Here is a 15,628-nt window from a genome sequence, read left to right on the forward strand (position 1 = left end):
TTGGGACCTCTCAACATTCAATTACAACAGTCCGCGGTTCATGATTTGGATATAGGATGAAACAGCTGCTACAGCAAGGTTTTCCTCTCTTGCTTCAACTAGTTGAAGACCTTGCTGTTCCCATTTAGCTTTTTCACGTTTTTTGTGAATCATTTGTTTCTGTGCCATGCTTTTAATCATCGCTCTTTGAAGTGTTATTGGTTCATCCTTAATTCTATTTAACAATGTTTCATCCTCAAGCCCAATCATTAGAAATAAATGCCTTTGCCTAATTCGTTTTAAATATAGTAAGGCACTTTCTTCATGAAGAAAGGTTCGAACATCACTAAATAACAATAAGAGACTACGTTTCTTTTGAACAGTTTGTAAATATTGAAGAACTTCTCCATAATTCGATTCTGCAGCATCAACTTCAAGATGATAGATGGCTTGTAAGATCCGTTGTAAATGTGCCATCCCTTTTGCAGGAGGAATATATACTTTCACATTTTTTGAGAAGGCTAGAACAGCTACATAATCACCTTTCGCTAGTGCAGCAGCCGTAACAGTTAAGGCTGCTTCCAGCGCTTTCTCTAAGCGATTACCCTTTTTAAGTTCTGCTCCCATCATTCTTCCACAATCAATTAATATTGTAATATACTTTCCATGTTCTGGCTCGTACTCGTTTGTCATAACCTCATGTAATTTGGCAGTTTGGCGCCAGTTAATCTTCCGTGGGTCGTCGCCTACCACATAATTTCTAATTTTGGCAAATTCGCCAACTCCCTGTTGCTGTTTACGAATCTTAATTCCCTCATACATTAAAAAGCGTTGAGCATTCTCTAAATATTGTTTTGTTGAAGTTAAATCTGGTATTACTTTGACCGTGTTTCCAAGCAATTCTGCCTTTTGCTTTTCCCACAAGCCTATTTTACTCTTATACCGATAATATAACTTTTCAATTTCATATTTTCCTCTAGCAGGTGCAACCGTTTCGTAGAATTGAAGATTCTTTGACTTTTCTCCTACATCTCCTTCCATTGGAAAAGGTCTTGTAAAAGTTTGAGGTAATCCATCAATTAAACGATACACCACTGGAAAATTAGACTGATTCCAAACCTCGAGTTCTACCTTATATGTATGACCTCTTTCCATCTCATCTGGAAACGACCGTTTAAAAAAGATCTCGTCCCTCTTAGGTATAAATAGTAAATCAATCATTGTAATAGAGATAAAGGCCAAGTTAGATAATATAATAAATGTCCACGCGATATCCATGAGTGCCAAAAGGACTAATCCAATTGAAAAAAGGATGTAGATGCCAATTAATCGTTCTGTTGGCAAGATCCCTCTATCTCGGAACTGGAATAACCCCAACAAGCTCTTCAATTGTCTGGTCAATCGTTACTCCCTCCAATTCCGCATGTGGCGATAATTGAATTCTGTGTCTTAACGCAGGTTTTGATACCATTTTCACATCATCTGGTGTTACATAATCTCTACCAGCTAAATATGCCCATGCTTGACCTGCTTTTCCTATTGATATCGCAGCTCTTGTACTCGCTCCATGACGAATGGATTCAGAATCACGTGTTTTTCTAACTATTTTCATGATGTAATCTATTATGCTATCACTAATAGTAATCTCTTCAATTTCACGTCTAATTGATATAAAAGTCTCCAGATTAAGTACAGCACGATCAACTTCACTGGCAACCTTGTTACCTTCTAATACATACTTCAATACATTTACTTCTTCATCAAAGGATGGAAAATCAATATTTAATTTAAACATAAAACGGTCTTGTTGGGCTTCTGGTAAAGGATATGTTCCTTCAAACTCAATTGGATTTTGTGTAGCTACAACAAAAAATACGTCAGAAAGCGGATATGTTTCACCTTGGATAGTTACTTGCTTTTCTGCCATCGCTTCAAGGAGGGCTGCTTGTGTTTTTGCAGGTGTACGATTGATTTCATCTGCCAATAGGATATTGGTAAAAATGGGACCTTTAAGAGTTTGAAATGTACTTTCCTTTAAATTGTAAATGGTACTTCCAGTAATATCACTCGGAAGAAGGTCAGGTGTGAATTGTATCCTGCTAAATTGTCCACCTAGCAGGGTAGCGAGTGTTCGTACCATATGTGTTTTCCCTGTTCCTGGTACACCTTCAAGCAAAACATGCCCACCTGACAGAATCGCTGTTAATAGAAGTCTCAGATTTGTATGTTGTCCAATTAATCTTTTTTCATATTTATCAATTAAACTCGTAAGCTCATTATTCATTGTCAACCTCCAGCTCTTTACGTAGTTGATCCATTTTCTTTGACCATGCTAAATATTCTTTTTTACTAATTCGTTCCTTTTTCAATATCTCTGGAAGTCCCATTACAAATAGTTTGATTTCTTGTCGAGGAATTTTCTTCATTTTCTTTACTAAAGAGTTTTCAATATCTTCCCACTCTTTGCTATAAGGAATTCCCCACTTTTCTTGTAAAAGTAGCTTATTATAGTTAGCCTGAATCATTAATGATTCACGATACATTCTCCCTCTTGTGTACCAAGAAGCCAATGCTTTCAGTCCTTCATCACTGAAACGTACAGACTCTTCTCTAGGTACGATGATCGAACCGAATCTTTTACCCACTGCCCAAAGCCAAAGCATTGTTAATAAGACTGTTTGAAGCATTAACAGAAGAAGCCAAGTAGGAAATATAGTCGTAAATGTTGATTTGTTTTGCTGACCATGTAAGTATTCATCAAACAGAATTGTTTCTGGATAGTCTAGGTTATTGATTAAATTAACAATAAGAGTGATATGGTCTTGTTTCTGAATTGTGCCATTTGTCATCCATTCGGGAGTAACAACACTTATAAATTCTCCCTTACCGATTTTACGTTTTAAAGCAATAATTCCTGATTCATCTGACAGCAGGATTGTGTCATCATTATTGGGAACTAATCTAACTAGAGATTCGACCCTGGCACGATATTCCTTATTATTTCGTTGTACTATTTCAATGTTATCATTGTTTTCCTGATCATCAATAGGATAGGATTTCAAGTCAAACATTCCTTTTGGATTATTTTTAAATAATAGGATGCTGTTTCCTTCTTCAATAAAACGTTTATACGAATTCATATCCTCTGTATTTGGAATAAACGTCGGCTCCACCATGATAAGCAATTGATTTTCTTTACCGCCATTTAACAAAAACTCAGGTTGATGTGACCATCTTTGAACATGACTATGTTCTGACTCCAGGTAAGTGAAAATAGCTTTTACTCCAGTAGTCGAAGGTGAATGAGAAACGTAGCTCTGATAGTTCTTTGGTTGTTGAAAAAGAAGCACATAGCTTATAATCATAAAAAGCAAGAGCACAACGATTAGCCCAAGCCATGTTCCTTTTTTTGAAGTTGGTATCAGCAAAACGAACTCACCCCTCCTCTCCTCTGGACTTCAAGATTGTTGTTTCATCCTGTTCCTCAAACAGCTTCATTACACGATCATAATAATCAAGAAAATCCGTACTCTGAACTTCACGTTCTCCATAAGCAACTTCATCAAATAAGAGGGCAAGAAGATAAAATTTCTCTGCCTTCATTTGATTTATTTTCAAAAGCTCCTCATAGTAATCCCAATTGGTTTTCCAAATCTTGGCTATAAGCCACTCTTGCTCATGAAAATAAAGCAGGAGAGCTAAAAACATATGCCTTGTCGCTAGCATATAGTTTTTCAGGCCTTCTTGAACTTGTGCTTCTTTTAAATGCTGTTGATAAGACCAATTCATTTCATTAATCGTTTGAAGTGGTTGATAGCTTTGTAATCCATTTTTTCGTTTTTTGTTCCGCACCCTTAATGCAATAAAGAAGACTAACCCAACAACTAAGGCAAAAATAACGATTGATAGTACCACTGATGCCAAATTACTACTAGATTCAACCGATGGAATCATATTTGATAACAGGTCAGCAATCCAGTCTCTTACCTTATCCCACAGTATTTCTAGTACACTCTTAGATTCTTCTTGATACATTCGATATTCTTTTGCCTCTAATATATTCTCAATGTCATTCTTTGCATCATTAGAATTGAGCATCTAGATCACCTAACTTTCACCCAAGACAAGGTTATTTCTCAATATTGTAGTCTTCAATCAAATCCTTCAAGTCATCTGCTTCATGTCTTGTTTTTAAATCTAGATACATAATTGTATAACCTACTGATAATATCATCATTGTTACTAATGAAACGATATTAACAATTAACATTAATAAGACACTGTTCCCAAGAGCAAGTCCTAATGATGTTTCCACTGCAAAACTAATACTACTGATAATCATATAAAAGATAATATAGAGCCCCATCAATTTCCAGGTTCTACCTGTTGATAATCTCCAACTGCGGGCAAAACCAGGGGACTGTTTGTCAAATACAACTGATCCAAAATAAAAACTCCAGCGAGTAAGTAGTAATCCGATTCCAACCGCAGCTCCAAGAAAGATTAGAATCCCTAACCCGATAGCAAGTAAAGGATTGACTGCTGATACTACAAAACCAATCATGACGATTGCAATAATTGGAACAATAACGAGACCAAAAACAATGAGACCAAACAAGATACTACTTCCGATAATCGGCCAAAATCTTCCAAATGCTTCTTTTATAACTTGGCCAATTGTATAGTCTTCATTTTTTCTAATATGATTTATTGCAAACATAATGGCTGCTTGAGCTATAGGTAATAACAACACACTTAATAATCCTACTATTAATAAGCTGATATCCTGACCTAAATTAGTAGGAGTTTCTGTATATGTAGGATCTTTAAAGCTTGCTAATATCTGTTCAAACCATGCATCTCCTTCGCCAACTTCCCTAAAGAAGTTTATGCCAGATGAAAGTTGAATAATTGCTTGTATGATGTAGATTGGACCTCCAAAGATTAACGCAATCAAAAAAAAGTCCTTAAACTTATTTTTACTCAACCTAAATGTTTGGTCCAAAATTTCTCCAAAGCCCTTTGGACTCGTAAACTGTGTATTCATTTGATTTCCTCCATTCAATATGCTTGTCATCTAATATGTATATGGCTTATTTTAACATTATTTCACTATATTTAAAGAAAAATTTGACAATAATAGACAATTAATCTATTAACTATTAATTATATCTTTTTATAAGAAGGCTGTTTTTGTATAGATATGTGAGTTATGAAAGCCGCAGGCTGAATACACTCCGCGTCCGGCGGGTGACCAGTGATCCCGCAGGAGTCTACGTGTATTCAGCCTGCTTGTAGTACCGTTTTTATTTTGGGTCTAAAACAACAAACTTTGAGAAAACAACCTAAGAAAAGCGCAAGGCGCCCGTTTATCGGCGACAGGCATAAGACGAGCCGGCTTGAAGGTTGTTTTTTAACCTTCTAGACGGATTGGCTTATGACCCCGAGCCGATGGCGCCTGGAGCTAGACACTAAAACTAAGTATGAAAATTCTATACTTTCTTATCTTATAAAAAAAAAGTGTCTGACCTTTTCTATTTCTAGAATTTGTCAGACACTTTGTTATATCTTTATTATTTTAATGACCAGATAGTTTTGCTCCAGGTTTATCATAAACCGCTAAACGCTCTACTAATGTAGAACTCGGTTCGTTTAAACCAAGAATTGTTACATCTGTATTATGTTCACGGAACTTAATGACAATTTTATCAATGGCTGCAACAGCTGAATCATCCCAAACATGTGCTTGTGTAAAATCAATTTCTACTTTTCTAGTATTCTCTGTAAAATCAAAACTGTTAACTAAATCAGTTACAGAAGCAAAAAACACTTGACCTTTTACACTATATAGACGTTTTTCAGAAGCTGAATCTAATACACTTGTTACGGAAACTTTGGATATTTTGGCAACAAAGAATATTGCACTTAAAATAATACCAGCAAAAACCCCTTTTGATAAATCATGAGTCAATACAACTGTTAATACAGTAACAACCATTACAATTGAATCTGTAAGAGGTGCTTTCACCACTAGTTTTAGAGAAGCCCAATCAAAAGTACCAATTGAAACCATAATCATGACTCCAACTAATGCTGCCATTGGAATCTGAACAACTATATTTCCTAATACCAAAATCAAGAACATTAAGAATACACCAGCTACTAATGAAGAAAGTCGACCTCTCGCTCCGGATTTCACGTTAATTACAGCTTGCCCGATCATCGCACAACCTGCCATTCCTCCAAAGAAACCAGTCACAATATTTGCAATTCCTTGTCCACGACTTTCTTTATTTTTATCACTACCTGTATTTGTCATATCATCAACAATCGATGCAGTAAGCAATGACTCTAACAACCCAACTAATGCTAATGAGAGTGCATATGGGAAGATGATTGCCAATGTTTCAAAATTTAAAGGCACTGTTGGGATTGCAAAAAACGGTAATGCTTGAGTTAATTCTCCCATATCTCCAACAGTACGAACATCACTACCAGTATAAATTGCAATGATTGAAATCACGATAATCGCTACTAGTGGAGATGGAATGATTTTAGTGAATCTAGGTAAGATATAAATAATCGCTAAAGCTCCAGCAACCATTGCATACATTTGCCAAGACTCTCCTATAAAGTGTGGAAGCTGTGCACTGAAAATCAAGATGGCTAGCGCATTAACAAAACCAACCATAACTGTTCTAGGAATGAACTTCATATAACGGGCTAATTTAAACACACCAAAGATAATTTGTAGCACTCCTGTCAAAATAGTCGCTGCAAATAAGTATTGTAGTCCATGGTTGGCAACCAAGGTTGTCATGAGCAACGCCATTGCTCCTGTTGCTCCCGAAATCATTGCAGGTCTACCACCTACAAATGCAATCACAACTGCAATACAGAACGCAGCATAAAGACCAACCATTGGATCAACTCCAGCTATGATTGAAAATGCAATTGCCTCAGGAATTAGCGCAAGTGCAACAACAATCCCAGCAAGAATATCCCCCCTGATATTGCCAAACCACTCTTGTTTAATTGTCTGTAGATTCAAAATGTCATCTCTCCTTATGTTTTATGATGACTTTCAACTCTCATGAAAGTCGGGTCCGTTTTTAACATAATGAATCTTATCACAACAATGAGTTTATTAAAACAGCGATGTAAGCGTTGTTAAATTATGATTTCTTAGAAATACTATGTATTTCTTCTGTTTTCATATAAAGTTTAATAAAATGCATGATAATAAAATAAAGATTATTCATATTATATATTCAATTCTACTATTTAAATAAAAAACGCTAAAAACTCCTACTTAAATAGGGTTTTTAGCGCTAATACTCTACTCTATTTTGATAATACCTTAATAAACTCTCTCATATAGTCCGGTAAATCAGGTGGGCGACGACTTGATATAAGGTGACCATCAACCACGACAGCTTCATCCAACCAGATTGCACCAGCATTAGTCATATCATCTTTAATTCCTGGTGTACTTGTTACCTTTTTCCCTTCAAGAATTTTAGCTGAGATGAGTACCCAGCCTGCATGACAGATTTGCCCCACTGGTTTCTGTTGGTCATCCATGGTTTTTACCATATGCAATACTTCTTCATACCTTCTTAATTTGTCAGGGGACCAACCACCCGGAACCAAAATCGCATCATAATCGTTTGGTTCTATCTCTTGGAAAGATAGATCTGAAACAATAGGAACACCATATTTTCCTATGTACTGCTCTCCCTTTTTCTCACCAACAATATGTACTGTTGCGCCTTCTTCTCTCAGACGTAATACTGGATACCAAAGTTCTAAATCTTCAAAGTCATCACTAACAAGTTGAATAATTTTTTTATTTTGTAGTTGCAAGATTCATCCTCCTATCTTTTCTCTTCCTTATATTTTGTATGAAGAATTGCTTAATTGCAAATATCCGAGACTTTGATAAATAGCTTATTTTCCCACTTGTGAAAAAAACATTATCATGGTATATTAATTAAGCGATGAGCTGAATTGTGTAAGTCGCTAGACACGCCTTTGGCAATGCGCTATGTGGAGTGCAGTCTAACGCCTCAATACGCAAGATGTCTCTTTTTAAGAGGCATCTTTTTTATTTTACATATTCTATGGAAATAGGATACTAATTATCTTTCATTATACTCATGATAGAATATCTGTAAGGATGTGAGAATATGAGTATCAAAAGAAAGGTTTCATCGATTCTAGTCATTCTATTATCTCTCCCCATTTTATTAAGTTTGGATTCTCCAGCATATGATTCAACCTATTATGCAAAGTTTAAATCACCTGAAAACATTATGTTCCTCAGCTATACAGAGAATTGGAATGAACAAAAACTTGAGCAACTTTACCATGAACTGATTAAAAATAAACATGGTGAAGAGATATTTCTTTTGCAAGAAGTACGTGTTATAGGTGAACCTAAATTCTCTGATTTACGAACAAGAGGCCAATATCACTCACTTACAAATACCATTACCCTTTACCATGCTGATACATCTCTAGAAGCCTCTGAGTTGGCTGGAACTCTATCACATGAATATGGGCATCATTTTACTTATCATTATCTTAAAGAACATCATCTCCCAAACTCCACATGGGCAAAACTAAGAGGATTACAGGGAGAGCCTGTACGCTGGGACGCTTTCTGGAATTATTCCACTTCCCATCATATGTGGTATCCACAGGAAATCATTGCAGATGATTATGTATTATTATATGGGGCAACTAAACCTGTCAAAATAGAGGACGTTTTTACAAACGAAGCCTTTTACCGGAAGACAATCCATGACAATCAGGAAGTAGCAAATGTATTGGATAATACTGAACTTCATCGCTATTTAGAGGAGCAAACTGGAATTGCTGTGGATGAAGACCGATTGCTTAGTCTCCCGGAATTCATTAAATACAAAGAGAATGTTATTTCTTATAAAATCAGCCAGAAAGCGAATGTGGCATACAGACTTAATGTCACATCTTTTAATAAAAATAATAAACAATATCATGAGTTTTTAATAATAACTGATGAGCACACACAAGATGTAATTAACTTTCCAATACCAGAGATGATCCTCTCTATGTCAAAAGCAGAAATCAATTTAGAAATCGTTGATTTAAATACATCTATAGGTTTCCAAACAAACCTTGAATATATTGTATTAACAGATTAACAAACAAGGATAGTCAGATCTCAGGTTTTTACTCTGTGATCTGACTTTTTTTCTACCTATTCCTCAGGTCTTGGACCAGCATCTAAACCAGAGCTTTCTACTGTCATGATTGGCCGAACTGTTACATCGCCTTCAACCCGAACTTGACATGACAAGCGAAGATTATCTTCAATTCCTTTTTGAGCAAATGCATTTTTTTCAATATTGCTTAGATCTTCGAAATCACCCTCAAGCACTTCTACTCTACAGGAAGTACACTTTGCTTTACCACCACATCGATGAAGGACACTTATACCGTGGTCTTCTAAAGCAAGAACTAACTTCGTCCCCTTTTCTACTTCAAATGATTTCTCCCCTAAAACAGTAACTGTTGGCATCCGTACAAAACCTCCTCTTTACTATGAATCGATTACTTAATTATTGCCATACCCTTTATGTTATAATCACAAACGTTCAAAATTGTTACAGCTCCAAATCCAAGGGGCGGAGTTGTGCTTCAATTTGCTCCCGCTTTGGTTCAAGGAATGGCGGAAGAGCAAGTCTTTCTCCTAAGCTTTCCAATGGTTCATCTGCAGCAAAACCTGGTGTATCTGTCGATAATTCAAACAAAATATGGTTAGGTTCTCTAAAGTATAATGCTTTGAAATAATACCTCTCTACCTCTCCAGAATTCATTAATCCACTTTCTTGAATTCGCTTTGTCCAGTATTTAAATTCTTCTTCGTTTGGAATTCGAAATGCAACATGATGGATACTGCCTCTCCCTGGTCTTTCTTTTGGAAGGTCTGGTCTTGTTTCGAGGTGCACTTCTGCCCCTGCTCCACCTTCACCTGTTGCAAACACTTCAATAGCCGGAAAGTCACCGGCTAGTGATGGATATGATCCAACATGCCTAAAGCCCATCACATCAGTTAATACTTTAATTGTTGGTTCTGCAGCCGTGACAGTTAACATAACTGGCCCTAAACCAATGATTGCATGTTCTACTGGTATATCTGTCTTGTCCCAAGGTACTCCTGCAGCTACACCTTCTTCTCCATTATCGGCAACAAGGATCACATTCGTACCATCGTAATCTCGGAAAGCTAATGTGTCTCGATTCGCTCTTTTCATAATGTCCTCATGAGCAATGTTCAATCGTTCCAAGCGCTCAACCCAATAGTGAAGCGAGTCTGTACTTTTTACTCTCAGAGATGTTGAAGAAATACTTCTAACACCAGGGTAAGTCCTTCCTAGGCTTGGCATATCAAAGAAAGTAATTTCAGAACCCGGGTTTCCTTCTGCATCTCCATAAAATAGGTGATAAGAGCTTGTATTATCCTGATTTACGGTTTTCTTAACTAGCCTCATACCTAGTACTTTTGTATAAAATTCAAAGTTTTTCTCTGCATTTCCAGTTAATATTGAAACATGATGTAAACCCAATAATTTCATATCTACCATCCTTTTTTTCGTATTTTCTTAGTCTACCCTGAAATTATCTAGATTTTCAATTTCAGTCGTCGTAAAGCTGTAAATGATAAAAAATATCTCGAATTCAAGATAATAGTAAAAGATAGGAATTCTTTTGTCAATAAAATGAAATTATGGATTGGTTTAAATAATGAGTGTATGTGATAACTGTATTTTCATTATACTTTAAGGTATAATTTTCAAGTACTTCCACGCATATGAGGAAAATCCAACTACTCAGGTGGTGTTTTTATTGAGGATAAATAAATTTATTAGTGAAACAGGAATCTGTTCCAGACGAGAGGCCGATAAATGGGTCGCTGCGAAAAGGGTCACGATTAACGGCATACTTGCAGAACCTGGAAGTCAAGCCGAACCTGATGATGATGTTAGAGTCGATGGGAAACCAATTAAGTCAAAACCAAATCTAGTCTATATTGCTTTAAACAAACCTGTAGGTATCACTTCCACTACAGAGCGTCATATTCAAGGAAATATTGTTGACTTTGTTAATCATCCACTTCGGATATTTCCGATTGGGCGACTTGACAAAGATTCTGACGGACTAATTTTATTAACAAATGATGGAGACATTGTGAATCCGGTTCTCCGTTCAGAAGGAAAGCACGAAAAGGAATATAAAGTAACAGTGGACAAGCCCATCACACCTCACTTTTTAAAGAGAATGTCAGAAGGTGTTGAAATTCTCGACCAAGTTACTCTTCCTTGTAAGGTTCATAAAGAGTCAAGATATGTGTTTCGAATTATTTTAACTCAAGGTTTGAATAGGCAAATACGACGGATGTGCTCTGAATTAGGTTATAATGTCCGCAAACTACAACGCATTCGAATCATGAATATTCACTTGGATTCTCTTCAAACCGGAAAATGGAGAGACTTAACAGAGGCTGAGTTAAAGCAACTTTTTAGAAGTTTAAATTATGAGCCTAATCGAAATTAGTATTAAAGTTTTTTAGAGGCTGTTTTCGTAAGCTTTGTTGCTTTTAAAGTTTTTTTATCTAGAACAACAAACTTTGAGAAAACAGCCTTAACTTTAAACCAATTACTTACTCCCATTCTTTATATATTCAGCGATGGTTACTGTGCGTTTTGCTTGATGTTTAACAGCAGCTTTAACATCTTCAACCATTTCGCCTTCTTGACTAACAGTTACACTTGTACCGTATGGGTTCCCACCTGCAGAATACGTAACCGGGTCAGTATAACCGGGAGGAGCAATAATTGAACCCCAATGATAAAACGTGTTATAGAGTGACAATAGTGTTGCCTCTTGGCCACCATGAGGGTTACTAGCAGAGCTCATTGCACTTACAACCTTATTAACTAGCTTTCCATTAGACCACAACCCACCTGTCGTATCTAAAAATTGCTTCATTTGCGCTGGCATATTACCAAAACGTGTTGGTACACTAAAAACAATTCCGTCCGCCCACTCTAGGTCTTCGAGACTCACTTCTGGTACGTTTTGTGTTGCTTCAACGTGTGCCTTCCATGCTGGATTAGAATCAATGGCAGCTTGGGGAGCGAGTTCTGGTACCTTCAAGACCTTTACTTCTGCCCCAATCTCTTTGGCACCTTCTTCAGCCCATTTTGATAATTGATAATTGGTTCCTGTAGAACTGTAATAAATAACAGCTAATTTTACATTTGTCATGATTAGCTACTCCTTTCCCTAAATACACTTACAATTTACCCTGCCTATTTATTCTTGAAACAAAAAAAGATTGCTGCGCGCAATCTTTTTTCTCATAATCCTACTTGCTTATCTTACTCATGTTAGTAATTTCGGTTTGTGGAAAGTAAAACTGAAGAATTTCTTTATAGTTCTTTCCTTGGTCCCCCATAATACTCGCCCCCCATTGACTCATCCCAACACCATGTCCATATCCTCTTCCATTCATGGTATAAAGATCCTCATTGTAGGTTAGGGAATCAATCAAATAACTTCTAAATACATCTCCCCCGATTAGTGGACGAATTTTATTAATATTTGTATTCTTCAGCTCAAGCTGTTCGTACATAATAGTACCATCAAATAGTTGGTGAAGAAATGAAACAGTCATTGAACCTTCTTCGGTTCTTCCAGACTCATTTCTTTTTTTAGAGATTTCAAACTCTGGTATAGACAAAATTTTAATTTCTCCTAGATAGCCTTTTTGTCTAAGTGATTTTTTCATATTTGTAGCTATTCTCTCATCCATCTCAGTGAGACTATCCCATGCATCTGATTGATCCCAATCAATGTTTTCAATCGCTAACTGTTCTCGGTGAAAGCTAAATTCCCATGGATGAATGGGATCATATTTATCCTCTTTAATTGGATAGATAGAAATTGAATCCCCACCCCATACATTTGAATTATTTTCCGTCATCCCACCATTGCTGGCAGAATAAAACGCAGTAATAGGAGTTCCATTATGCGTAATGATCTCTCCCTTTGTCTCTTCTACAGCTTTAGTTGTTTCTGGATTCCAGGTGAATCCCCCATATACTTGATATTGAATTGTATCGTTCATCTCTTTTTCTTTTTGTGTAAAAGCATAAGTTCTTGCAGCAAGTGCCTGTGCTTTTAATGTCTCAAGATTCCAAGAAGGGAAAACTTCAAAAGGAACAACACCTTTTAAATAGTCTTCAAGTGGAAGCTGATTAACAGGGCGAATATATTTTTGCTTCTCTTCGGTAAATTCAATTACCCCTAAGTGGGGTTGACCATTTATCTCTATATAATGATTAGTATCATATATTGATGGTATTAGCATAAATGCCCCATCAATCTTTTGCTCATCACTATTACTTATTAAATAGAAGCTGCCACTTCTTTTCACCCTTAATTTATATGTCACTCCTTCTTTTAATTGTATGCTTGGATCAAGAGTTAAATAGTCTCCATGTAGCTTGATTTTGACCTCACTTGTATTTCCTATATCCTTAACTAGTTTTACAGTTACCATTTCTTCGGCTTGGGCTTCATATGGCACTGACAAAATGATTAATAAACTAAATAATGCAATTAAATATCTCATATGCATAGTTTGCTCAACATGAAATGATAATATAATAAAACCAACTGTATTATTAAGTAGTTGGCTTAATGAAAGACTTTTTCCACTTACTCAGCTAAATTTTGTCTTTCATCCACCTTATGAAAGACTTTTTCCACTTACTCAGCTGTATTTTGTCTTTCATCCACCTTATGAAAGACTTTTTCCACTTACTCAGCTGTATTTTGTCTTTCATCCACCTTATGAAAGACTTTTTCCACCTGTTCATCCACATTTTGTCTTTCATCTTCCGTTGAACAGGATCCTTTAAACGGTAATGTAAACAACACCGAGGTACCTTTATTCACTTCACTCTTTATTTTTATACTTCCGCAATGGTTTTCAATTATTTTATAGGAAACCATCAACCCCAACCCTGAACCTTTTTCTTTATTTGAATAAAAAGGTTCACCTAGGCGTTCTATTCGATCATTAGAAATCCCAATTCCTTCATCAATAATTTCAATTGTATAATGAGAATCACTAGTCTTACGAATTTTTATCTCAATGTTTCCCCCCTTTTCCATCGCTTCAATTGAATTATTAAGCACATTAATGAACACTTGTTTTAGTTGACTTCTTTCACACCAAATACAAAGAGTATCATATGGAAAATCAATAACTACCTTCACATTAGAGAACATCATCTTAATTTTCAAAAAAGATAATACCTCATTTAGAATCTCAATAAGATCCTGTGTTTGGAATAAATCTTCTTGGTTAGGTTTTGCAAGAAATAAAAACTCATTTATTATACACTCAATTTGCTTAAATTCTGAATCAATCAGGTTAAAGTATGGCTCAATCGCTTCTTTTTGTATTTGTATAAAGCCTTTAATACTAGTTAATGGATTTCTTATTTCATGAGCAAAGCTAGCTGCTAGTTGACCAACTGCTGTTAATTTATCAAACTTTCTTAATAAATCTTCGTTAATCTTAGCCTCTGTAATTTCTTCGGCAATTCCTGTTAATTTACAAAGTTGTCCTTCACTATTATAGATAGGTACCATTCGGTCCTTAATCCACTTAACCGAACCGTCTGGTTGTTGGATTCTATATTCAACCACAGTATTTCCTTTAATATTTTGCACAAGCTTTGTAATTCCCTTATCCTCTGGATGAATTGATTCATCCCACAACCAAGGGTTCTCATAATAATCCCCAATCGGTCTTCCCCAAATATCTTCCCAGGCTGGACTAATATATAATATTTTTTTTTGCTGAAAGTCATAAATCCAGAGCGCTTCTTGAATGTTTTCCGCCATTTGGCGAAATAATTCTTCACTTTCTATTAAGGCCTGTGTATTCTTTCTATGCTGTTGTTCCATCTGAACCATTATTAATTGATTGCTTATAAGATAAACATAGTCTTCCATTACTATTTTTTCCGAATCCCCATATTGGGTTGAAGCATAATTAATAAGAGAAAGAGTTCCAACACAATGTTCATTTATTATTATAGGAAGTACTGCTAAAAAGAGTGGATGTCCTATTAATCTACCAAGGCGCTGCGGCTCTATCTTAAAATCATTCGATTCATTGATAACGATCATTTCATGATTATTTTTTACAGATAGGCAAAGATTCCTAAGTTCCTGATTAAAGATAGGTGCTCCATCCTTCTCACCCTTTGATTCTAACACCCACTCTTCCTTAAACAAGTAAATAAGTGCTTTCTCTATATTTAATTGCATTTTTGCTAAATTTATTAATTTTGTTAATGTGAGAGTAAGTTGATCGTTAGCTTGGTACGAATCCTTTGAATATTGATAGAATTGATCTGTACCTAATTTTAGAACATCGAAATTTTTCATAAACAAGCTAACCCCCTCCTTTAAATAAGTAGAACAAACAATCATAGTTGACTCAATATATACTTTCTATTATAAATGATAAAGTTTCAAAATCATTCATTTAATAATGATTTCTCATAAATAAGGAAAATTA

General features: G+C 35.7%; 14 protein-coding genes. 2 read left to right on the top strand and 12 right to left on the bottom strand.

The features are described from left to right. Positions 1-21 precede the first annotated feature (21 nt). The 7 genes from BLQ56_RS12190 to BLQ56_RS12220 all read right to left on the bottom strand — a co-directional run bounded on the left by BLQ56_RS12190 (position 22) and on the right by BLQ56_RS12220 (position 7,845). Positions 22-1,380: a DUF58 domain-containing protein gene (locus BLQ56_RS12190; protein WP_238457254.1), complete on the bottom strand. Its 1,359-nt coding sequence runs from the start codon at positions 1,378-1,380 to the stop codon at positions 22-24. Then, the gene (locus tag BLQ56_RS12195; RefSeq protein ID WP_090854451.1) at positions 1,331-2,263 is read right to left on the bottom strand and encodes an AAA family ATPase; all 933 of its coding nucleotides are present in this window, start codon (positions 2,261-2,263) and stop codon (positions 1,331-1,333) included. The genes BLQ56_RS12190 and BLQ56_RS12195 overlap by 50 nt, the downstream gene beginning before the upstream one ends. After that, positions 2,256-3,407 carry a DUF4350 domain-containing protein gene (locus BLQ56_RS12200; protein WP_090854454.1) on the bottom strand — a complete coding sequence of 384 codons (1,152 nt, stop codon included), beginning with the start codon at positions 3,405-3,407 and terminating at the stop codon, positions 2,256-2,258. Before BLQ56_RS12200 ends, BLQ56_RS12195 begins: the two co-directional genes overlap by 8 nt. A gap of 7 nt (positions 3,408-3,414) precedes the next feature. After that, positions 3,415-4,077, bottom strand: coding sequence for an EGFR-like transmembrane domain-containing protein (locus BLQ56_RS12205; protein WP_090854457.1), 663 nt, complete (start codon positions 4,075-4,077; stop codon positions 3,415-3,417). A 31-nt stretch (positions 4,078-4,108) separates the two neighbouring features. After that, the gene (locus BLQ56_RS12210) at positions 4,109-5,026 is read right to left on the bottom strand and encodes a hypothetical protein (RefSeq protein ID WP_090854460.1); all 918 of its coding nucleotides are present in this window, start codon (positions 5,024-5,026) and stop codon (positions 4,109-4,111) included. Positions 5,027-5,557: 531 nt separating this feature from the next. Further along, a complete protein-coding gene (locus tag BLQ56_RS12215; RefSeq protein ID WP_090854463.1) occupies positions 5,558-7,030 on the bottom strand; it encodes a SulP family inorganic anion transporter in 1,473 nt (490 codons plus the stop codon). A gap of 293 nt (positions 7,031-7,323) precedes the next feature. Continuing rightward, a complete protein-coding gene (locus tag BLQ56_RS12220) occupies positions 7,324-7,845 on the bottom strand; it encodes a type 1 glutamine amidotransferase domain-containing protein (RefSeq protein WP_090854465.1) in 522 nt (173 codons plus the stop codon). Between the two features lie 323 nt (positions 7,846-8,168). Here BLQ56_RS12220 and BLQ56_RS12225 point away from each other — a divergent pair, with 323 nt between their 5' ends. After that, positions 8,169-9,167 carry a hypothetical protein gene (locus BLQ56_RS12225; protein WP_090854468.1) on the top strand — a complete coding sequence of 333 codons (999 nt, stop codon included), beginning with the start codon at positions 8,169-8,171 and terminating at the stop codon, positions 9,165-9,167. A 56-nt stretch (positions 9,168-9,223) separates the two neighbouring features. On the opposite strand, the gene BLQ56_RS12230 is transcribed toward BLQ56_RS12225, so the two are convergent. Next, complete coding sequence (locus BLQ56_RS12230) at positions 9,224-9,544, bottom strand: 2Fe-2S iron-sulfur cluster-binding protein (RefSeq protein WP_090854471.1); 321 nt, start codon at positions 9,542-9,544, stop codon at positions 9,224-9,226. Between the two features lie 85 nt (positions 9,545-9,629). Further along, positions 9,630-10,601, bottom strand: coding sequence for a ring-cleaving dioxygenase (locus BLQ56_RS12235; protein WP_090854474.1), 972 nt, complete (start codon positions 10,599-10,601; stop codon positions 9,630-9,632). Positions 10,602-10,872: 271 nt separating this feature from the next. Here BLQ56_RS12235 and rluF point away from each other — a divergent pair, with 271 nt between their 5' ends. Then, the gene (rluF, locus tag BLQ56_RS12240; RefSeq protein WP_090854477.1) at positions 10,873-11,580 is read left to right on the top strand and encodes a 23S rRNA pseudouridine(2604) synthase RluF; all 708 of its coding nucleotides are present in this window, start codon (positions 10,873-10,875) and stop codon (positions 11,578-11,580) included. Positions 11,581-11,682: 102 nt separating this feature from the next. Here the strand turns inward: rluF and wrbA are convergent, their stop codons facing one another. The 3 genes from wrbA to BLQ56_RS12255 form a co-directional block, all read right to left on the bottom strand. Further along, positions 11,683-12,294, bottom strand: coding sequence for an NAD(P)H:quinone oxidoreductase (wrbA, locus tag BLQ56_RS12245; protein ID WP_090854479.1), 612 nt, complete (start codon positions 12,292-12,294; stop codon positions 11,683-11,685). 100 nt (positions 12,295-12,394) lie between these two features. After that, on the bottom strand, positions 12,395-13,663 hold the full coding sequence (locus tag BLQ56_RS12250) for a SpoIID/LytB domain-containing protein (protein ID WP_090854789.1): 1,269 nt from the start codon (positions 13,661-13,663) through the stop codon (positions 12,395-12,397). Between the two features lie 188 nt (positions 13,664-13,851). After that, positions 13,852-15,495 (bottom strand): ATP-binding protein, encoded by a 1,644-nt coding sequence (locus BLQ56_RS12255; RefSeq protein WP_175490285.1) that lies wholly within the window; start codon positions 15,493-15,495, stop codon positions 13,852-13,854. Between the last annotated feature and the right edge of the window lie 133 nt (positions 15,496-15,628).

This window comes from Litchfieldia salsa (genome assembly GCF_900104555.1).
Lineage (GTDB): Bacteria > Bacillota > Bacilli > Bacillales > Bacillaceae_L > Litchfieldia > Litchfieldia salsa.